The organism is uncultured Algibacter sp. (genome assembly GCF_947487605.1).
In the GTDB taxonomy this organism is placed as follows: domain Bacteria; phylum Bacteroidota; class Bacteroidia; order Flavobacteriales; family Flavobacteriaceae; genus Algibacter_D.
In genome coordinates this window covers 175,347-197,135 of the sequence record NZ_CANKXK010000002.1, presented here as the reverse complement: position 1 = coordinate 197,135, position 21,789 = coordinate 175,347, and the positions used below count along the sequence as shown (strand labels likewise).

Annotated in this window: 17 protein-coding genes and 1 tRNA gene; 15 read left to right on the top strand and 3 right to left on the bottom strand. The window is 34.0% G+C overall.

From position 1 onward, the window contains the following. Nucleotides 1–2 precede the first annotated feature (2 nt). From Q0739_RS03185 to Q0739_RS03135, 11 genes are all read left to right on the top strand, one after another. Entirely contained in the window at nt 3–1,166 is a 1,164-nt protein-coding gene (locus Q0739_RS03185; protein WP_298237248.1) for a glycosyl hydrolase family 17, read from the top strand. A gap of 18 nt (nt 1,167–1,184) precedes the next feature. Continuing rightward, on the top strand, nt 1,185–2,483 hold the full coding sequence (locus Q0739_RS03180; protein ID WP_298237247.1) for a glycosyl hydrolase family 17 protein: 1,299 nt from the start codon (nt 1,185–1,187) through the stop codon (nt 2,481–2,483). A 12-nt stretch (nt 2,484–2,495) separates the two neighbouring features. After that, complete coding sequence (locus tag Q0739_RS03175) at nt 2,496–3,998, top strand: glycoside hydrolase family 30 protein (protein ID WP_298237246.1); 1,503 nt, start codon at nt 2,496–2,498, stop codon at nt 3,996–3,998. Between the two features lie 30 nt (nt 3,999–4,028). Next, nucleotides 4,029–5,459, top strand: coding sequence for an MFS transporter (locus Q0739_RS03170; protein ID WP_298237245.1), 1,431 nt, complete (start codon nt 4,029–4,031; stop codon nt 5,457–5,459). Between the two features lie 47 nt (nt 5,460–5,506). After that, nucleotides 5,507–6,121 (top strand): hypothetical protein, encoded by a 615-nt coding sequence (locus Q0739_RS03165; RefSeq protein WP_298237244.1) that lies wholly within the window; start codon nt 5,507–5,509, stop codon nt 6,119–6,121. Nucleotides 6,122–6,191: 70 nt separating this feature from the next. Beyond that, nucleotides 6,192–7,103 (top strand): glycosyl hydrolase family 17 protein, encoded by a 912-nt coding sequence (locus tag Q0739_RS03160; RefSeq protein WP_298237243.1) that lies wholly within the window; start codon nt 6,192–6,194, stop codon nt 7,101–7,103. Nucleotides 7,104–7,127: 24 nt separating this feature from the next. After that, nucleotides 7,128–8,555 carry an MFS transporter gene (locus tag Q0739_RS03155; protein ID WP_298237242.1) on the top strand — a complete coding sequence of 476 codons (1,428 nt, stop codon included), beginning with the start codon at nt 7,128–7,130 and terminating at the stop codon, nt 8,553–8,555. A 44-nt stretch (nt 8,556–8,599) separates the two neighbouring features. Beyond that, complete coding sequence (locus Q0739_RS03150; RefSeq protein ID WP_298237241.1) at nt 8,600–9,505, top strand: glycosyl hydrolase family 17 protein; 906 nt, start codon at nt 8,600–8,602, stop codon at nt 9,503–9,505. A gap of 85 nt (nt 9,506–9,590) precedes the next feature. After that, entirely contained in the window at nt 9,591–12,884 is a 3,294-nt protein-coding gene (locus Q0739_RS03145; protein ID WP_298237240.1) for a VCBS repeat-containing protein, read from the top strand. 342 nt (nt 12,885–13,226) lie between these two features. Then, entirely contained in the window at nt 13,227–14,687 is a 1,461-nt protein-coding gene (locus Q0739_RS03140; RefSeq protein WP_298237239.1) for a T9SS type A sorting domain-containing protein, read from the top strand. 243 nt (nt 14,688–14,930) lie between these two features. Beyond that, complete coding sequence (locus Q0739_RS03135; RefSeq protein WP_298237238.1) at nt 14,931–15,611, top strand: LysE family transporter; 681 nt, start codon at nt 14,931–14,933, stop codon at nt 15,609–15,611. 105 nt (nt 15,612–15,716) lie between these two features. Here the strand turns inward: Q0739_RS03135 and Q0739_RS03130 are convergent. From Q0739_RS03130 to Q0739_RS03120, 3 genes are all read right to left on the bottom strand, one after another. Next, nucleotides 15,717–15,787, bottom strand: a tRNA-Cys gene (locus Q0739_RS03130). A 114-nt stretch (nt 15,788–15,901) separates the two neighbouring features. Then, nucleotides 15,902–16,264 carry a dihydroneopterin aldolase gene (gene folB, locus Q0739_RS03125; RefSeq protein ID WP_298237237.1) on the bottom strand — a complete coding sequence of 121 codons (363 nt, stop codon included), beginning with the start codon at nt 16,262–16,264 and terminating at the stop codon, nt 15,902–15,904. Then, nucleotides 16,264–16,473, bottom strand: coding sequence for a zinc ribbon domain-containing protein (locus Q0739_RS03120; RefSeq protein ID WP_298237236.1), 210 nt, complete (start codon nt 16,471–16,473; stop codon nt 16,264–16,266). The genes folB and Q0739_RS03120 overlap by 1 nt, the downstream gene beginning before the upstream one ends. A 142-nt stretch (nt 16,474–16,615) precedes the next feature. Between Q0739_RS03120 and Q0739_RS03115 the strand changes: the two genes are divergently transcribed. The 4 genes from Q0739_RS03115 (at nt 16,616) to Q0739_RS03100 (ending at nt 21,722) form a co-directional block, all read left to right on the top strand. Continuing rightward, complete coding sequence (locus Q0739_RS03115) at nt 16,616–18,628, top strand: glutamine--tRNA ligase/YqeY domain fusion protein (RefSeq protein WP_298237235.1); 2,013 nt, start codon at nt 16,616–16,618, stop codon at nt 18,626–18,628. Beyond that, complete coding sequence (locus Q0739_RS03110) at nt 18,629–19,615, top strand: acyltransferase family protein (RefSeq protein WP_298237234.1); 987 nt, start codon at nt 18,629–18,631, stop codon at nt 19,613–19,615. A 406-nt stretch (nt 19,616–20,021) separates the two neighbouring features. Then, nucleotides 20,022–21,146: a phosphoethanolamine transferase gene (locus Q0739_RS03105; protein ID WP_298237233.1), complete on the top strand. Its 1,125-nt coding sequence runs from the start codon at nt 20,022–20,024 to the stop codon at nt 21,144–21,146. Between the two features lie 90 nt (nt 21,147–21,236). After that, nucleotides 21,237–21,722 carry a DUF1761 domain-containing protein gene (locus Q0739_RS03100; protein ID WP_298237232.1) on the top strand — a complete coding sequence of 162 codons (486 nt, stop codon included), beginning with the start codon at nt 21,237–21,239 and terminating at the stop codon, nt 21,720–21,722. The last annotated feature ends 67 nt before the right edge of the window (nt 21,723–21,789 follow it).

Here is a 21,789-nt window from a genome sequence, read left to right as displayed (position 1 = left end):
AAATGACAGCAGCCGAAATATTAGGAAATCCAGAATACCAAGCTATTTCTTATGGAGGTTACCGTAGTAAAACGCGTGATGATCAACCTACAATAAAGCAGTTAAAGGAAGATATGAAAATCCTTGCTGCAATGGGGATTAAAATATTAAGAACATATAATGTTCAATTAGCTCAGGCATCAAATGTGTTAAAAGCTATAACGGAGTTAAAAAAAGAAAATACTTCTTTCGAAATGTATGTCATGTTAGGCGCTTGGATTGATTGCAAAAATGCATGGACAGGATTAGAACCTAATCATGAAGTTGAAAGCGAACAGAATGCTGGAGAAATTAATCGAGCAGTAGCTTTGGCTAAACAGTATCCAGACATTGTTAAAATTATAGCGGTTGGTAATGAAGCTATGGTACGTTGGGCAACAAGTTATTTTGTGCGTCCTAATGTAATTTTAAAATGGGTAAATCATTTACAAGAATTAAAACATAAAGGAGCGCTTTCAAAAGACTTATGGATTACAAGTTCCGATGATTTTTCATCATGGGGCGCTGGCGATCCGAGTTATCACTGTGAAGACTTAACTAACCTAATTAAGGCAGTAGATTATATCTCTATGCATACATACCCAATGCATAACTCTCACTATAATCCTGCCTTTTGGTTGGTTCCTAATAATGAAATCGGGTTGTCCAATAATCAGAAAATGGAGTCTAGTATGCAACGCGCTTTAAACTTTGCTACAAAGCAATATGAGGATGTTACAAACTATGTTAAAAGCTTAGGAGTAGATAAGCCTATTCATATCGGAGAAACGGGTTGGGCAACAATTTCTAATGATTCTTATGGAGCCGATGGATCTAAAGCTGCTGACGAGTATAAGTCTGGAAAGTATTTTAAGCTCATTAGAGATTGGAGTAATAAAGAAAAAGTGACTTGTTTTTATTTCGAGGCTTTTGATGAACAATGGAAGGATGCAGAAAACGAAAAAGGTTCTGAAAATCATTTCGGATTAATAAACCTTAAAGGAGAAGCAAAATATGCTATTTGGGATTTAGTTGACAAAGGTGTGTTTAAAGGCTTAACTAGAGACGGACAACCTATATCTAAAACGTTTATGGGTGTTAAAGAAGATTTACTATTGGAGGCTCTTGTTCCTCCGTTAGCACAGTAATTAGTTAAATTATTAATTATGAAAAATTATAGATCAATCATAAGAAATTGCTTGCTGATTGTTTTAATCTGTATAGCATGGTCTTGTGGTAAAGTTAAAAAGAACGACGTGAAAGAAGACCTTTCAAATAAAGAAGTTTCTGCCAAAGATATTTTAGGAAACCCAGATTATTTAGCCATGTCTTTTGGGGCTTACCGACATGCAGATCATAGTATAGAACCTACATTAGAAGAGTTACAAGAAGATGTAAAACTTTTACATGCTTTAGGTGTTAGGATGCTTCGTACGTATAAAGTGCATTTACCTCAGGCTGAAAATCTTTTGAAAGTGATTCATGAGTTAAAACAACAAGACTCAAATTTTGAAATGTATGTCATGCTTGGAGCTTGGATAGACTGTAAAAACGCTTGGACAGATCAAGAGCCTATTCATAACGAAGAAAGCGAAGACAACAAACCACAAATTGAAAAAGTAGTGGCATTAACAAATCAATACCCAGATATCGTAAAAGTTATTGCGGTTGGTAACGAGGCTATGGTTAAATGGGCTGCAACTTATTATGTGGAACCTTGGGTAATCTTAAAATGGGTTAATCACCTTCAAGATTTAAAGAAAGAAGGAAAGCTACCTAAAGATTTATGGGTAACAAGCTCTGATAATTTTGCCTCTTGGGGTGGCGGTGGCGAAGAATACCACGTTGAAGATTTAAATAAATTAATCAAAGCAGTAGATTTTCTTTCGGTACACACCTACCCTATGCATGATACACACTATCAACCAGAATTTTGGTTAAATCAAGAAGGTTTGGAAGGTAAAACCGATATGGAAAAAATTGAAATAGCCATGTTAAGCGCAAAAGATTATGCCATAATGCAAGCAGGAAATGTAAAGAAATACATGGAGAGCCTAGGTGTTAATAAACCAATTCATATAGGCGAAACAGGATGGGCAAGCTTTTCTTCTGGGCAATATGGAGCAAAGGGTTCCAAAGCATGCGATGAGTATAAAGAAGCATTGTATTACAAACACATGAGAGATTGGACCAATGAAGCTGGTATGTCGTGTTTTTATTTTGAAGGATTTGACGAACCATGGAAAGGTGGCGATAATCCAGGGAATTCCGAAAAGCATTTTGGATTATTTACAGTAGATGGTAAAGCAAAATATGCGCTTTGGAATGAAGTAGATAATGGCACTTTTAAAGGATTAACAAGAAATGGCAATCCAATTACAAAAACATATAATGGAGATAAAGAAGCTTTAATGAAAGAGGTGTTAGTGCCTCCAACTGTGGCAGAAATTAATCAATCTCATTAAAAAATGTATAAAATGAAGTTTTTAAAAATAAATATAGCCTGTCTTTTTTTAGTCATTATGAGTTGTAAAGAAACTAATAAACAAGCAAACCATAATTTACAGATTGATGTATATGAAACTTCAGCAAAAGGTAATAAACTAACAAAAGTTTCTGAGTTTGTAAAAACCGATAGTTTAGTAACTATCAAATTAAATCCAAAACAAACATTTCAAACTATTACAGGTTTTGGAGGAGCGTTTACAGAGTCTTCAGCATATTTATTGAATAAGCTAAGTAAAGAAAATCGCAAGAAGATTATTGACGCTTATTTTAGTGAAGATGGTGCACATTATTCATTAACAAGAACACACATGAATTCCTGCGACTTTTCAGTAAGTAATTATTCATATACACCTGTTGAAGGGGATAAAAATTTGGAGCATTTCTCTATTGAAGAAGATAAAGAGGATTTAATCCCATTTATAAAAGAAGCTATGGCGGCTTCCACAGATGGATTTAAAATTTTTGGCTCTCCCTGGACAGCAGCTCCTTGGATGAAAGATAATAACAAATGGGTTGGCGGCAAACTACTACCAGAATATTATGATACCTGGGCGTTATTCTTCTCAAAATATGTAGATGCTTACAAAGCAGAAGGGATTGATATATGGGGTTTTACAGTTGAAAATGAACCTTTAGGTAATGGCAATAACTGGGAAAGCATGCATTATTCACCAAACGAAATGACCAATTTTGTTCAAAATCATTTGGGACCAAAACTAGAAGCAGACGGTAAAGGCGATTTGAAAATTTTAGGATATGACCAAAATAGAGAACATTTAAAAGAATGGGTTGACTCTCAATATAAAAATGAAGAAACATCAAAGTATTTTGATGGAACAGCTATTCATTGGTATGCAAGTACTTTTGAAGTGTTTCCTGAAGAATTACAATATGCCCATAATAAAGCACCAAATAAACTTTTAATTCAATCTGAAGCTTGTGTGGATGCCGAAGTTCCTGTTTGGGAAGACGATGCATGGTATTGGAAAAAAGAAGCGACTGATTGGGGCTTTCAATGGGCTCCAGAAGAAGATAAGCACAGGCACCCCAAGTATGCACCAGTTAATAGATACGCTAGAGATATCATTGGTTGCCTAAATAATTGGGTTGACGGATGGGTAGATTGGAATATGGTGTTAGATACAAAAGGAGGTCCTAATTGGTTTAAAAACTGGTGTATTGCGCCTGTGATTGTTAACCCAGATACTGATGAAGTTTACTTTACACCTTTGTATTATACCATGGCACATTTTAGTAAGTACATAAGACCAAATGCTAAAGTCATTGGGTTAGAGAGTTCTGATAATTCGCTTATGGCTACAGCAGCTCAAAACCCAGATGGGACTATTGCAGTGGTGTTATTTAATCAATATAAAACTCCAATAAGTATTAGCCTATCATTAAACGAAAAAGCAATAGACATTTCAATAGATGCGAAAGCTATTCAAACTATTGTCATTCCTAAATCATAAACTAACCTAACTAACTAAAAAAATAAAATTATGTCAAACGTAAAAACAGCCGCAACAAATAGGGTACCACTTGGTCAAAAAGCAGCTTTTGGAGCTGGCCATTTGGTTTTGAATTTATATCCAGGAGCCTTGGGTTTCTTTATGTTTTTTTTACTAACAGCTTTTGGAATGGATCCATTTCTAGCGGGGCTTTTAGGAGGACTGCCTCGATTTTTTGATGCAGTAACCGACCCAATTATGGGATTTATTTCCGATAATACTAGCTCTAAATGGGGAAGAAGAAGACCATACATTCTGGTAGGAGGTGTTTTAAGTGCTATCACATTTGTTCTACTTTGGCAACTTGATGAAAATAATTCAGCAGACTACAATTTTTGGTACTTTCTAATTATGTCCATGGTTTTTCTTATTGGAAATACCATGTTCGCTACGCCTTTGGTTGGTTTAGGTTACGAAATGACTTCAGATTATAACGAACGTACTCGTTTAATGGCGTTTTCTCAAACGGTTGGACTATTAGCATGGGTAATAGTGCCTTGGTTTTGGGTAATTATTGCTGACCCAAATTTTTTTAGCAATCAAGCTGAAGGTGTAAGAACAATGGCCTTGTATGTTGGAGTTGCTTGTTTGCTTCTAGGGCTTTTACCTGCTATTTTTTGTAGAGGTATGGACTCTGCTAATATGGGAAATAGAAAGAAATTAAGTTTTAAGACTGTATTTAGTAATTTAAAAGATTTGATAGTCAGTATAAAAGAAGCTGTAAAAAACAAACCTTTTATGAAATTGTGTGGTGCTACTTTTTTAATATTTAACGGTTATCAAATTGTAGCTTCCTTCAGTTTTTTCATTTTTGTTTTTTATATTTTTAATGGAAGTTATGAAGCTACCTCAACGTGGCCAGCATGGTTTAGCTCTATAGGAGCTCTAGTCTCAGCATTTTTAGTAATTCCAATTGTTTCAAAAATGGCAACCAAATGGGGAAAAAAGAATGCCTTCCTTATTTCAACAGCGCTTTCTATAGTTGGATACGCCATGAAGTGGTGGGCTTTTACTCCCGACAATATTTGGCTTTCTTTTGTTCCAATACCACTAATGTCATTTGGTTTAGGAAGTTTATTTACACTAATGATGAGTATGACTGCCGATGTTTGTGACTTAGACGAACTGGTTAATGGAATGCCAAGGAAAGAAGGGACTTTTGGTGCCTTATACTGGTGGGTTGTAAAACTTGGACAAGGATTAGCTCTCGTATTAGGAGGTTTAGTATTAAAACTAATAGGCTTTGACGGCAATGCAGCTACACAGACAGTGGATACTTTAACAAAGTTAAGAATTGCAGATATCGTTATTCCTGTTGTAACTGCAGGTTTAGCTATTTGGATTATGTGGAAGTATGGCTTATCTGAAGAAAGAGCAAAAGATATTAAAGCGCAGCTAGAAGAAAGAAGAGGCGTGTTATAACAATCTTGAATTGTTAAGTGAATTTATATAACTAAAAAAATAATAATATGTCAACTAAAATAGTAATACTAATAATAGGCGTTTTATTTGTCTTATTTGCGCTACTCGCAAGTAAAAAAGGCAGTTCCAAATTAGGAATCCCTTTAGGAATCCTTGGTATTTTAATGATGATTTTTGGTAGTTATTCGTCAGATTTAGTCAATTATAATAGCCAAATTGAACAAGTTTCAACAGGAAATAAGTTAATAATTAGCGAACCAGTAAATGCTGTGAAAGTGGTGTCTCCAATAGATAAAGATTCTGTTGATTGTAGAATATTAACAATGGGGGTTTATCCAGAGTCCAATAAAAATGATATTTGGGTGTTAATTCGCCCAACAGACGATCGTTATTACCCGCAATCAGATCATACAAATACCTCCTATAAAAGAGATGGTCAATGGCAAGTTGTTACACGTTTTGGTGGAGATAAAGGCGAGGCCTATGATTTGATTATTTACGAAGCAGATTCTACGGCTTCATCATTTTTTAGTTCTACGATAGCAAAATGGAAAGAAACTGAAGACTATCCAGGATTAAAACTTGAAGAAATACCATCTGGAGCTAAGGAAGTAGATAAAATAAAAATATATACAAGAAAAAATTGTAGAGGCGTCTTTTAGATGCTCATAGTTTTTTACAAAAAGTAGTTAAATAGTTGGTTTTTAAATTGAATAAATAAACAAGAAAAGCATGTCTTATAGAGAAGAGTCTTATTATAAATCAAAATACAGCCAAATAGCTACCCAAGGTATTAATCTTTCAGATTATTCATTAGAGGAGTTAAAAGTTTTATGGCATAAAACCATACAAGAAGGGTTTCATGGTATCTGTTTTAGCATGTATAAGGACGGGCAATCGCCAGGAGATGACATAAGTATGGAGCAGGTAGAGCAACGTGTAAAAATATTAAAACCTTATGTAGGTGCTATCCGTTCGTTTTCTTGTATTGAAGGAAATGAATATGTACCAATAATGGCAAAAAAGCATGGCCTTAAAACATTAGTTGGCGCATGGTTAAGTGATGATAAAGAAGATAATGAAAGAGAAATACAAGGTTTAATTACACTGGCTAAGGCGGGCAATGTAGATGTTGCAGCTGTAGGTAATGAAGTGTTATATCGAAACGATTTGACTTTGGATGAGTTAGTAGGGTATATCAATCGTGTTAAAGAAGCTTTAGCAGGATTAGATATTCCAGTGGGTTATGTAGATGCCTATTACGAATTTTCTAGACACCCTATTTTAGTTGAAAGCACAGACGTTGTTTTGGCTAACTTATACCCCTATTGGGAAGGATGTCCAATAGAGTATGCATTAGGGCATATGCAAGCCATGTTTGGCTCTGTTGTAGATGCAGCAAAAGGAAAGCCTATAATTATTACAGAGACGGGGTGGCCAAGTCAAGGCGGAGGTCTTGATGGGGCTATTGCTAGCGATACTGCAGCTATGAAATACTTTATAGACACAGTAAGATGGACTAAAGAAAATAAGATTCCTTTATTTTATTTCTCATCATTTGATGAGTCATGGAAAACTGGGGATGAAGGAGATGTTGGTGCTTATTGGGGGTTGTGGGATAAACATGAGAATCTGAAATTTTAAGTATAGACTAACTAATACTAATTCATGTCACTAATAAATATAACATCAAAAGATAAAGTTCCCTTAGGGCAAAAAGTAGCATTTGGAGTAGGCATGTTAGCCAACCAAATGTTTCCTGCAATTTTAGGGATATTTATGGTTGTTTTAGTGCAAGATTTAGGCTTTACAGGTTGGATGTGGTCTCTTATTTATTTTTTCCCAAGAATTTTTGATGCCATTACAGACCCAATAATGGGTTATATTTCTGATAACACAAAATCAAAATGGGGTCGTAGAAGACAATATGTTTTAATTGGCGGAATAATGATGGGCATTGCTTACATATTTATGTGGCAACTTTTTAAAGAGAACACATTACAATTTAATTTTTGGTATTTCTTTATTTGGTCTGTAGTTTTTTATTTAGGACTTACACTCTTTAGTGTTCCATATGTAGCTATGGGTTATGAAATGAGTGACGATTTTCATGAGCGCACAAGTATTATGGCGGTGGCACAATGGATTGGACAATGGGCTTGGGTAATAGCGCCTTTATTTTGGATTATTATGTATGATCCAGAATGGTTCCCATCGGCAGAAGTAGCTGTCAGACAATTGGCAGTATGGGTTGCTATACCTTGTACCATTTGTGCCATGGTGCCTGCAATATTCATAAAGAGCAAATCTACCTTAAATGAAAATTATAAGCCATTAAATTTATCGAATATAGGAAGTAGTTTAAAAAACATATATATTAGTTTTATTGAAGCATTTAAGATTAAAGCATTCAGGAAATTGTGTGCAGCGACATTTTTAGTATTTAACGCATTCAATACTGTTGCATCACTTACTTTTTTTGTCATTGTATATAAACTGTTTAATGGAGACACGGGTGCTAGTGGTATCTGGGTGTCGTTATTTGGATGTTTAGGCGCATTAGGCACTACATTTATAGTTATACCAGTAGTAACGAGGATGTCTAAGGTTATGGGAAAGAAAAAAGCTTTCTTGGTGTCTCAAGGAATATCGGTTATAGGATATATCATGCTTTGGTTTTTATTTGTTCCAGGCAAACCATGGTTATACATTGTAGCACTACCCTTTTTTTCCTTTGGAATTGGAAGTTTATTTACTATAATGATGTCAATGACTGCCGATGTAATAGATATTGACGAATTAAATACGGGTTTGCGTAGAGAAGGTATATTTGGCGCCATATATTGGTGGATGGTTAAAGTAGGATTCGCCATTGCAGGAGGTCTAAGCGGTGTTATTATTGCAATTGTTGGGTTCAATCCAGATCTTGTTACCACAGACCAACAATTGGCTGTGAATGGGCTTCATGCTTTCTTTTGTTTTTTTCCTATGGCAGGCACGCTTGTTGCCATGTATATTATGCGTAATTATGATGTTACCGAAGAACGCGCCAATGAGATTAGAGCAGAACTAGATAAAAGAAAAAACGAAATATAATATAATAATTACAGAATAAAATGTCGTCTTACAGATCACATAAAATGCTGTCATTATCTGGATATGATTTAGATAACAAGACACCAAAAGGATTAGAGAACGTATTCAAAAGAATTTTAAAAAGAGGTATGCATGGCATAGGCTTTAGTCCTTATGAAGAAGGACAAGAACCTGGAGATCAGCTTACCGAAAAACAGATAAGAAGACGTTTGAAACTTATTAAGCCCTATACGGAATGGGTGCGGTCTTTTTCATGTACAGATGGCAATGAACTAATACCCAAGATCGCCAAGGAAATGGGTATGAAAACCATGGTGGGTGCATGGTTAGGAGACAATGCGAAGATTAATGCAAAGGAAATAGAAGGATTAAAGAGATTAGCAAATGAAGGACTTGTAGATGTTGCAGCTGTTGGAAATGAAGTGATGTACAGAGGTGATTTAACAGAAGATGAGTTATTAGATTTCATCTACGATGTTAAAAAAGACATTACAAATGTGCCCGTAGGTTACGTAGATGCTTATTACGAGTTTGCCCACAGGCCTAAAATTACTGAGGCATGCGATGTTATTTTAGCAAACTGTTATCCATATTGGGAAGGTTGCAGTATCGAATATTCCCTAATCTACATGAAGGATATGTACCACCAAGCGGTTAAGGCAGGAAAAGGTAAAAAGGTTATTATCACCGAAACAGGGTGGCCTAGTGAAGGAGAAGGTTTAAATGGCGCATTTCCTTCAAAAGAAAACGCCATAAAGTATTTTATCAATACGCAGTTATGGTCCAAAGAAGAAGAGATAGACGTTTTTTACTTTTCATCTTTTGATGAGTCATGGAAAGTTGGAACCGAGGGAGATGTAGGGGCATATTGGGGTATTTGGGATAAAGATGAAAACCCTAAGTTTTATACAAATCGACTTAAATTAAAAGGCAGCAAATTATTTCTTTAAGAGTACTTTTGCCTCATAACCTTTATGGTTTTATTCGGATTATTTTAATATTATAAATAGCCTAATTTTCAATTAAACCTTAAAAATGAAGATGAATAGCATTCAATACAAAATAGGTGTATTATTAGTTCTTTTTTTAAGTTCTTGTGAAGGGCCAATACGCGATTTATACCCAGAAACTCTTGTCGAAGGATTCACTTTACACGATTCAAAGCATACTGGAATCGACTTCAATAATGCCATTGTGGAGTCTGAAAAAGTAAATCATCTCTATTATAATCAAATATATAGTGGCGCGGGCGTAGCCATTGGTGACATCAATAATGATGGCTTATCAGATATTTTTTTCTGCGGAAATCAGGTGTCAGATAGATTATACTTAAATAAAGGAAATTTTCAGTTTGAAGACATCACAAAAAAATCAAGAGCAGCAAGAAACTCAGGTTGGTCTTGGGGCGTTACCATGGCAGATGTAAATTCAGATGGTTATTTAGATATATATGTTTCAAGAAACGGTGAGTCTATGGTACCTGAAGAGCGAAAAAATCAATTATATATCAATAATCAAGATCTTACTTTTACGGAATCTGCTATGGCTTATGGGCTAGCCGATGCTGGGTTCTCTTCACAGGCTGTATTTTTCGATATGGATAATGATGGCGATTTAGACATGTACCAAGTAAATCAGCTTCCAGATGCAAGACTTTTTAGTCGGTATATAAACATTCCTAAGGAGCGTGAAAAGTATTATTCCGATAAGCTGTACAAAAATGAAAGGGGTAGGTATGTTGATGTTTCCGCGGTATCAGGTATTTCTAGAGAGTTGTCTTATGGCTTAAGTGTTAGTGCAGACGATTTTAATAATGACGGATGGGAAGACCTTTACATAGCCAACGATTACGATGATCCAGATTTCTTGTATTACAATAATGGGGACGGAACATTTAGAAATGTGATTCACGAAAAAGTAAAACACATTTCGCAGTTTAGTATGGGAACAGATACTGGAGATATTAATAACGATGGCTTTACAGACTTCATTACTTTAGATATGGCTGCTGCAGACCATTACAGATCTAAAACTAATATGGGTTCTATGAGCTCAGAAAAATTTAATGAAATGGTTTCTATTGGTGATCACCACCAATACATGACAAACACCTTACAAATTAATATAGGTGGCAAAAGTTTTTCAGACATTTCTAATATTGCTGGTATTGCAAAAACAGATTGGAGTTGGGCGGGACTTCTGGTAGACTTGAATAATGATGGAAATAGAGATATTATAATTTCAAATGGTGTTAAGAAGGATGTTAGGAATAATGATTTTTTAACAGGCGTGAATGCAAAACTTGCAGAGGGTTCTCAAGATTTTTATGCCATTGCTAAAAAAGCACCTTCTGTACCACTTGCAAATTATGCCTTTAAGAACACCGGTGATTTAAAATTTGAGAAAGTAACAAAAGATTGGGGTTTCGATATGCCTAGTTTTTCGAGCGGAATGGCCTATGGCGATTTAGATAATGATGGCGATTTAGACATTGTCATCAATAATATGGAGTCTGCTGCTTTTGTTTATGAAAATAATGCCACTGGAAACTTTTTGAAAATTGATTTAGAAGGATCTCAAAATAATAGGTTTGGATACGGTGCAAAGGCTGTAATTCATTATAACGGAAAGAAGCAAATAGCAAACCACACAGTTAGCCGAGGTTATTTATCTTCTGTAGAACCAGGGTTGTTTTTTGGGTTGGGCAAGGAAACAACAGTTGATAAAGTTGAAGTCATTTGGCCTGATGGCAAATCAAATATTTTTGAAAATGTGAGCGCTAATATTGAGTTAGAAGCAAAGTACTCCAAGGCGGTTCAGGCTAATAAAAATGAAACTACTTCTACTACGCTCCTATTACATGCAAAACCAGAAGATTTAGGAATAAATTTTACACACAAAGAAAATCCTTTTGAAGAATATCAAGATGAAATACTGTTACCACATAACATATCTCAAAACGGACCATTTATGGCTGTTGAAGATGTTAATAATGATGGTTTGCAAGACATGTTTATAGGTGGAGCCGCGGGACAAAGCGGAATTTTATATCTACAAAACCAGGACGGTGGTTTTGTTGAAGCAAAATCGCAACCATGGGAATCAGATAAAGATTCAGAAGATTTACAAGCCCTATTTTTTGATGCCGATAAGGATAGCGATTTAGACTTGTATGTGGCTAGTGGAGGAAGCGAATATAAAAGAGGTAATGTGTTGTTAAAAGATAGGCTGTACCTAAACGATGGCACGGGCTCATTTACAAAAAGTGCCAATGCCTTGCCTAATATTTTTGAAAGCTCGCAATGCATCAAAACAGCAGATATTGATAAAGATGGCGATTTAGATGTCTTTGTTGGCACACGTTTAATATCTGGAAAGTATGGCTTCCCTCCTACCAGTTATTTACTTATTAATAACGCTGGTAGGTTTACCAAAGCCCCTTCTAATATCGCACCAAGTCTAGAAAATAAAGGGATGGTAACAGATGCTGTTTTTACGGATATTGATAATGATGAAGACGAAGATCTTATGATAGTCGGCGAATGGATGGGCATTGAAGTGTTAATTAATGAAGATGGGATTTTTAAAAATAGTACAGCCAAATTTGGACTTCAAGATTCAACAGGTATCTGGTGGTCTATTACCGCTAGCGACCTTGACAATGATGGGGACGACGATTATATTATAGGTAACTTAGGTTTAAATAATAAATTTAAAGCTTCAGAAGAACATCCTTTTAAATTATATGTGAACGACTTTGATGACAATGGCACGAATGACGTCGTTTTAGCAAAGTTTTATAAGGACGATTATGTGCCTGTAAGAGGCCGTGAATGTACAAGTCAGCAGATGCCTTATGTAGCCGAAAAATTTAAAGACTATCACACATTTGCATCTTCTAAATTGGTTGAAATACTACCAGAAGACAAAGTTGAGGATGCCGTTGTACGTGAAATAAAAAGTTTTGAAAGTATTTTATTGATTAACGATAATGGTAGTTTAAAGAAGGTAGTATTGCCCAACGAATTACAAATTGCCCCAATTAAGTCTGCTTTAGTTTTGGATGTTAATGGCGATGGTAATAAGGATATTATTACCGTAGGCAATCATTTTGGTGTTGAGGTTGAAACCACACGTTATGATGCTGGCATTGGAGCCGTATTGTTAGGTGATGGTAATAATAATTTTAAATATTTAGATGCTTTACAAAGCGGATTTTATGTTCCTTTCGATAGTAGAGATGTTAAGTATTTAAGTTCGGGGAACAAGAGCATTATTCTTGTTGCTAATAACAACCATCCTTTATCTACCTTTAGGCTGGAGAAATAACTGATTTTCATTGCTTATTCTTTGTTTTTCTTGAGTCATTCTGACTCAATAGCTGCTAGATTGCCCTAGAGTTTTTTAAATAATCATTAAACTTAGAGACCGCACCACTACATTACCCCTACATTTCTAAGTTTCCTAATTTCTCTAATATTGTTTTGGTTACAAGATAACGTTAGAAGTGCTGGTATCACTCACTCTTTTATAAAACAACTAACGAAACATTATAATTTCCTAGTGTATGTTTCTTGTATGGGTCGTTGTTAGCGATTTAACAAGGATTGGCTCTACCTTGAAGAAACTACGAAATAATTTAGTATTTAAATTATTGGTTAAAACAATTTTATGATGAAAAAAATTACTTTATTATTTTTCCTTTTGGTTGTATCATTAGGATATTCTCAAGAATTACCGTTTGATTTTGAAAATCCAAATCAGTTAATGTTAGGTGATGGCGGAGCAACTGTTACAATTATTGACGATGGCAGTACAACTAATGATGTTCTACAAATTGTAGGTGCTTCCAACAACTGGGATAACGCACAAATAAATTTTCCCGTACCTGTTGATTTAAGTAATAGTGTGAACAATACAATTACTGTAGTTATGGAATGTAGAGATTGCCCTGATCTTGAAGTACGTCAACATGGTTTGGGTTTTCAGAGTAATGTTGCGGAGGTAAATTTTGAAACAGTTGGTAAAGAACTAACAACTGTAGAATTAAATTTCCCGTCTAACCTTGGTAGTTATGGAAATATGAAACTTTACACAGATAGTGGCACTTTTGGTGATGGTAGTAGTAATAATCAAAGTACAGGCACTTATTGGGTTCATAGTATCTCTGCACCTGGCCCAGACCCTGAAACCTGCTCTGATGGTATTGAAAATCAAGACGAAACAGGAGTTGATTGTGGCGGTGTCTGTGCTCCTTGCGATGTTACAGCACCATCAGGTTTTACTGCAACAATAGGTGCCATTGACCCGTTTTCAATTGAATTGTTGTTAACAGCTACCGATGAAACATCGGCCAATATAACTTATGATATAGCAGGGGATGTTACCGCACAAACAATAGGAGCTTCAGGAGTTGAAACTTCCTATATAATAAGTGGACTAACACCTGAAACTATGTATAGTTTTGATGTCTCAGCTAGTGATGCATCGGGAAACTCTGCAGCAAATAATGCTATTACAGTGGGAGGTACTACAATTGCAGATCCAAGTAATGAGTGTGAAGGACAGTCTTTTGGTGTTAAAGAAGGAACATTTCCAAATGGTTACGCATATAAGTTTGAGACTTTAGGTAATGGAGATGTAGAAATCACATTCACCTTGTTAGGTGATCCTGTAGCTGGACTAGTTGCTTATATTCAAAATAGAGATCCTTTTTCAGAAGGTAATTTTGATAGCAACGTAGGACAAGCATATACGAAAACGATTATAGCACCTACACCTGGCGTTGATATTACATATGGAGCTAAATTTGTATGGGCAGATGGTGGATTTGGTGTGACTGAAGATTTTGTTTATACAGTAGGCGAAGAATGTGTTTTAGGTATAGACGACGTAGCGAAAGCTTCATTTAAAATCTTTCCTAATCCAACTCAAGATAGTTGGACAGTAAAAACACAGAGTGCTAATATCTCTTCCATTAAAGTATTCGACGTATTAGGTAAAAATGTATTGTCGTTATCACCTAATACAAGCGAAGCAACAATAGACGGAGCTAGTTTAAATAAAGGTTTATATTTTGCTCAAATTAAAACAGCTTCTGGTATAAGTAGTTTAAAACTTATTAAGCAGTAAAACTGTTTAGTTTAGTTGTTTGCAAAAGGCGTTTTTATTTATAAAAGCGCCTTTTTTTATTAGAGAAACTCTGTTTTAAAAGTTGCAAAGCAACAAGCTTAAAATAGTTATTTGAACTAATCCCGCTTTTATAGCGGGATCTCAGGTTAAATACTTCGTGGCTTGCTCCGAGGTTTTTTACTTTATAAAGACTCTCCCCTATTTTAAAATATTTCTTTACTTTGTGAAAAGCATCACAAATTTATGTTTGACGATATTTTAACAGCCATTCCTTTTGGTATTATTCTAGCATTTACAATAGGTCCAGTCTTTTTTGTACTTTTAGAGACAAGCGCAACAAAAGGTTTTAGAAGCGCTTTAATATTTGATTTGGGTGTTATTCTAGCAGATATTATCTTTATTATTATTGCATTCTATAGTACAAATAACCTTAGAGGCAAAATAGGGAACGACCCTAATTTTTTAATTTTTGGAGGTGTTTTATTGATGGTGTATGGTGTTATTTCATTTATAAAAACATCAAAATCTTTTAGAGCTATTGTTAAGGAGTATCATAAGGTAGAAATACAAAAAGACTATGGGAAGCTTTTTGTAAAAGGCTTTTTACTTAATTTTATAAATATTGGTGTATTGTTAGGTTGGCTAGGGTTTATGGTTCTTGGAGACTCGCTTACCACTTCAAAAAATGGCGATATCATATTTATTATAGCAATGTTGACAGCTTATTTTGTAACTGATTTATTTAAAATAGTAGTTGCCAAAAAGCTTAAAGCAAAATTAACCCCAAGACTTATATTTAAAACAAAGAAAGTAATTGCTATGGTAATACTAGGTTTTGGTGTTTTACTTTTTGTACAAGGGTTATTTCCTGATGTATACGAGAAAAACAAAGAGAAGTTAGAGCAAATAAACCCAATAAAATAAGAAGCTTATTTTGAGGCGCTGCCTTAATTCCAATCGCTACAACAAGTTTAATAATTTTTAAAAAAAAACAAAAAAAAGAGACACTAAAATAGTATCTCTTTTTTGAGGCGTCAAGCGGATTCGAACCGCTGTAGAAGGTTTTGCAGACCTCTGCCTAGCCACTCGGCCATGACGCCTTTTGAAAAAATACATCAAAGTAAGCTTTGATGTATCATTTAAATTTGTTATTCCCGAGACATCGGGAAACTAGTGCAAATGTAAAAAAAAATAACACTTTTTAAGCCTTAAAACTATTTTTTACGTTTATCACTCATTTTTATAGTTACCCGTTCTACATCACCACCAATAGGGGGGTTTAATTTGCTCACACAAACAGTAGCTTTTTTTACTAAATCATCTTCATTAAAAATCCTATCAAGGATACGCCTACATACTGTTTCAAGTAGATGAGAAGGGGTATTCATCTCCTCCTTTATAATGCGATTTAAAAAAACATAATCAACAGTATCTGTTAGTTTATCAGACACTGCAGATGCTTGCAAGTTTGCTTTCACCTCTAAATCAACACGATAATCACTGCCTATTTTGGTTTCTTCTTTTAAGCAACCATGATAGGCAAATACGCGAATATTTTCAACTTTAATTGTTCCCATTAGCCTGTAAAGAAATCAAAAATATTGCTAATAGCACTAGTTTTTGTTTTATAAAATTCGGTATAAGTACATCTTAAGCATGTTACCGATGTAAATTTTTTATTTTGAACATCGAATATCTTAGAAAGTGTACCGCCTGTAGCACGCATTTCACCAACCTCACATGTCGTATTAGCACATTTAGGACAGACATATTTTATTTTTTGCATATTATAAATATTTTAAAGATTTGTAACTTTTAATATATAAGTCATTTTCAATTATTATTTGTTACGCTTATTCAAGTTATTATGATAAAATAAATGGAATTTCCGTAATTTTGAGGCTTATTTTGATGAAACAAAGAATAGAATGTCTGAAGATAGAAAATCATTAAATTTTATTGAACAAATTATTGAGGAGGATTTGGCAAATGGAATGTCTAAAAACGAACTGCGTTTTAGGTTTCCGCCAGAGCCAAACGGGTACTTGCATATAGGACATACAAAGGCTATTGGAATTAGTTTTGGTCTAGGCGAATATTACAATGCACCAGTAAACCTTAGATTTGATGATACCAACCCAGCTAAAGAAGAACAAGAATATGTAGATGCTATTAAACGCGATATTGCTTGGTTAGGATATAAATGGGATAAGGAATTGTTTTCTTCAGATTATTTTCAACAGCTGTATGATTGGGCGATTCAACTTATAAAAGAAGGAAAAGCTTATGTAGACTCACAATCTAGCGAAGCTATGGCTGAACAGAAAGGAACACCAACCCAACCCGGGGTTGATGGCCCATTTAGAAACAGGAGTATTGTTGAGAACCTTGATTTATTTGAACGTATGAAAGAAGGAGAGTTTGACGAAGGAGAACATATTTTGCGTGCAAAAATTAATATGCAACACACCAATATGTTAATGCGTGACCCTATTATGTATCGTGTTTTAAAGAAACATCATCATAGAACAGGAAACGACTGGTGTATTTACCCTATGTACGATTGGACACACGGCGAAAGCGATTATATAGAGCAAATCTCACATTCGCTTTGTTCTTTAGAGTTTAAACCCCATAGAGAGTTATACAATTGGTTTTTAGATCAAGTTATTAATCCAACTCTGCTTAGACCTAAACAACGCGAGTTTGCGCGTTTAAACTTAAGCTATACCATTATGAGCAAGCGGAAGCTCTTAAAACTTGTAGAAGATGGTATTGTTAATGGGTGGGACGACCCCAGAATGCCGACAATTTCTGGTTTAAGACGAAGAGGGTACACACCAACAGCAATTAGGAAGTTTGTTGAAACCGTTGGTGTTGCTAAGAGAGATAATGTAATAGACGTATCGCTTTTAGAATTTTGCATTCGTGAAGATTTAAATAAAACGGCACCTCGTGTTATGGCGGTTTTAGATCCAGTAAAATTGGTTATCACTAATTACCCAGAGGGGAAAGAAGAATGGTTAGAAGCCGAGAATAATCAAGAAGATGCAAGTGCAGGATTTAGAAAAGTGCCTTTTTCACGCGAATTATATATTGAAAAGGAAGATTTTAAAGAGGAAGCTGGTAATAAGTTTTTTAGACTGAAACTTGGCGGAGAAGTAAGATTAAAAAACGCTTATATAATTAAAGCAGAGAGTGTAATAAAGGATGAAAAAGGGGAGGTAAAAGAAATTCACTGTACTTATTCTGAAGATACTTCAAGACGAATAAAAGGGACGCTACATTGGGTATCCATTAAACATGCTATAAAAGCTAAAGTTAGAGAATATGATAGGTTGTTTATGGATGAAGCTCCAGATAGCCACCAAGACAAGGACTTTATGGATTTTATCAATCCGAATTCCTTAAAAATTATTGAAGCATATTTAGAACCTAGTTTACAAAATGCTAAAGCAGGCGAGAGGTTTCAATTTCAACGTTTAGGATATTTTAATGTGGATGACGATTCATCTTCAGATAAATTAGTGTTTAATAAAACGGTTGGACTTAGAGATTCTTGGGCTAAGGTTAAACCAAAACAACAACCAAATCAGAATAATAATCTGCAAAAACCCAAGCAACAACCACAAAGAAAGGCTATTGATGTTATTCAGAAACTAGGTAAGAAATACACAAATTTACCTGAGCCAAAACAACAAAAGGTAAAAGCTGAAATACAAGAACTTGCAAAAGATGTAAGTTATATTGACTTAGAGCCTTTATTTAATACGGCTGTAAAAAAGGTTGGAACACGCATTGCTGTTGTACTTACATTAAATGTGTTGTTGCAGAACGGGCTAACAAAAAATGATAAAATAAATGCGTTTATAAATAAAGCCTTAGAGGACAAAAACGATTTATTGGTTGCTGAGGTTAGCCAGCTTAAATCGAGAAATTAAATGAACGATAGGTACGAATGGGTAGATCAAGCTAGAGGTTTAGGTATCTTTTTAGTTATATATGGGCATAATTACCCCTTTTTGGAATCGTATATTTATAGTTTTCATATGCCGCTATTTTTCTTTATAGCAGGAATGTTTCACCCAAAAAATATTACTAAATATTCAATTGTTAAACGCGCAAAAAGTATTTTAATACCTTATTTTATATGGAGTTTATTGTTATATATATTTTGGCTGTTTTTAGGCAGACATTTTGGAAACAGTACAAATTATAATTTAGATCCATTACAAGGGTTTATAGGTGTTTTTTATGCGCAAGGGGATGTTCAGTTTATGGATTGGGGAATTCCTATGTGGTTTTTGCCTTGTATATTTTTAACCTTTTTGCTCTTTTCGTTTGTAAACAAAATTAGATTCGATATGCTAAAGGGTTTTGTTTTAATAATTTTAGTAACATTAGGTCTTGTTTACCCTGTTTTTTTCGAATTTAAATTACCTTGGAGTATAGATGTTGCCTGTGTTTCATTAATTTTTTATTCGGCAGGGAGCTTTCTTAAAAATAGATTAATAGAACTCCGTTCAGCTAAGAAATTATTTCTACTAACGGTTTGTTGCTTATTATTAAGTGTTTCAATGTCTATGGTTAATTCAAAGATTGATATGTATAGATCACAGTATGGAAATATAGCACTATTCATTTTAAATGGTTTTATGGGAACATTGTTTGTGCTATTTCTTTTTAAATGGGTTAAATTCCCTAAAATAGTAGCTTTTTTAGGAAGAAATACAATTCCTTTATTGGCTCTTCAGTTTAGATCTTTAACCATTATAAAGCTTATATTGATAGTTATAGGAATTAATACTTTTACATTTAGCGAACCTATAAAACTTATATTAGCATTTGTGCAAGTATTATTAATTATACCTGTTATTATTTTTGTAAATAAATATATGCCAATATTGAATGGTAGGAATAAAAAATAGCGTAAGATTTTTTATAAAAGACAATAAAAAACAAATAATATTCTATTTGTTTTTAAATACTTTTTTTGTCCTATTTATTACTTTTTCTTCATACATACACATACCTCTTTCTGGTTATAAGGATCGTTTTTTATATGCAGCCCACCTTATTCTACTACAAACATCAATTGCTGGGTATATTTACATATTAACACTTAATAAATGGTTGTTTAGGTTTCTTTTTATTCCTTGTTTTTTTATCCTTTCATTGTTTTCTTTTTGGGTTTATGTACAAGATATTTCAGTCACTAAATCTTTAATACAAGCTGTTATTGAAACGAAATCATCAATTGTCTTTGATCTATTGTCAGTTCACTATATAATCTTTATTTTTTTTGTTATAATTATGTTATTTGTGATAGCTAAAATGTATAAAGCAATTTTGCCAGTTAAGATTAATATCCCATTTATTGTTTTAACTATGGCATCTATTTTTTTATATAATACAATAGAAAGCCGAAGACCAAATACACTAAAAACGAGATTACCATATAGTGTATTTTTTGGCATTAAGGAATATTTAGTCTCCGATAAATATAATTTAAATGAAATACCTAAAACAGTATACAGCCCTATTGATAGTTTAAAAATTGTTTTTGTTTTAGGAGAAACAGTGAGGGCGGATCATTTACAAATAAATGGATATAGTAGAGAAACAACCCCTTTATTAAGTAAACGAAACAAAATCGTGAGTTTTCCAAATGTTTTTACACCATACACATACACAGGGGCTAGTTTGCCCAGAATTATGACTAATGCAAGTGTTGAAGATGAAAATTTAAAAGAGATAACTTCAGTTTTTGATGTATTTAATGCTTGTAAATATGAAACCATTTGGTTTGGAAATCAAGAATTGGAAATCAGTTTTGAAAGCATTACAAGAACAAATAAACAGATAGTGTTAATAGATAGTTTGAGGTCTTATATGAGCTTTAAAAAAGTTTTAGATGAAGAACTTTTGGTTCCTTTTAAAAACAGTTTTTTAGAAAATGAAGCTAATGCATTGTATTCGTTACATATGTTGGGAAGCCACTGGTGGTATGAAAATAGATATTCACCGTCGCATAGAAAGTTTAAGCCAGTTATTGACTCTAAGTACATCCCTTCCTTAAGTAAGGAAGAAATAATAAATTCTTATGACAACACTATATATTATCTCGATAATTTTCTAAATCAAGTCATAGAAATTCAGGATAGAAAGAACTATCCATCTATTTTAATTTACTTATCAGATCATGGAGAGGTTTTAGGAGAAGAAGGGAAATGGTTACATGCTCAAGAGAGTGAATTTAGTAAAAATCCTGCTGCAATAGTATGGTATTCTGATGAGTTTCAAAAGAGATTTCCAAATAAGATAAAAGCCTTAAAGAATAATAAAAATAAACGGTTTACAACTGATTTATTGTATCATAGTTTATTGGATTTATTAGAGGTTAAAAATATTTATTACAATAAAAGCAAAAGTGTTTTTTTTCAAATTATGGATGAGTAATTAAAAGATTCTACCATTAATCATAATGTTAAAAAAACAAGTTTTATTGGTATTTTAATTATATTTAACTTCAACCTAAAACTAATTAATATGGATTTTTTGAATTTTCCTGCAATTCTTGTTGCAGCAGTTTCGGCACTAGTTGTCGGTTTTATTTGGTATAACCCAAAGGTATTTGGGACCGCTTGGATGAAAGCGGCAGGCATGACAGATGAACAGGTTAAAGGAGGTAACATGGCAAAAATCTTTATTCTTGCCTTTATTTTTGCTTTTCTACTTGCTATGACTATGATGCAGATGAGTATTCATCAAACAGGAGCTTTAAGTTTAGTTGGGGGCGATTCTACTAAGGCACTTCCTTCCTATGCTGCATTTATGGCTGATTATGGTGACGCGTTTAGAACCTTCAAGCATGGGGCATTACATGGTGTATTAGCAGGAGTTTTTATAGCACTACCTATTATTGGCACAAATGCTTTGTTTGAGAGAAAAGGAGCGAAGTATATATTTATAAATGCAGGTTACTGGGTTGTTACCCTTGGTGTAATGGGAACTATAATTTGTGGATGGAAATAAACTTTTTGTAAACTTTTAACATATTTAGAGACTGAGAATTGTAATTTTCAGTCTTTTCTTTTTTCTA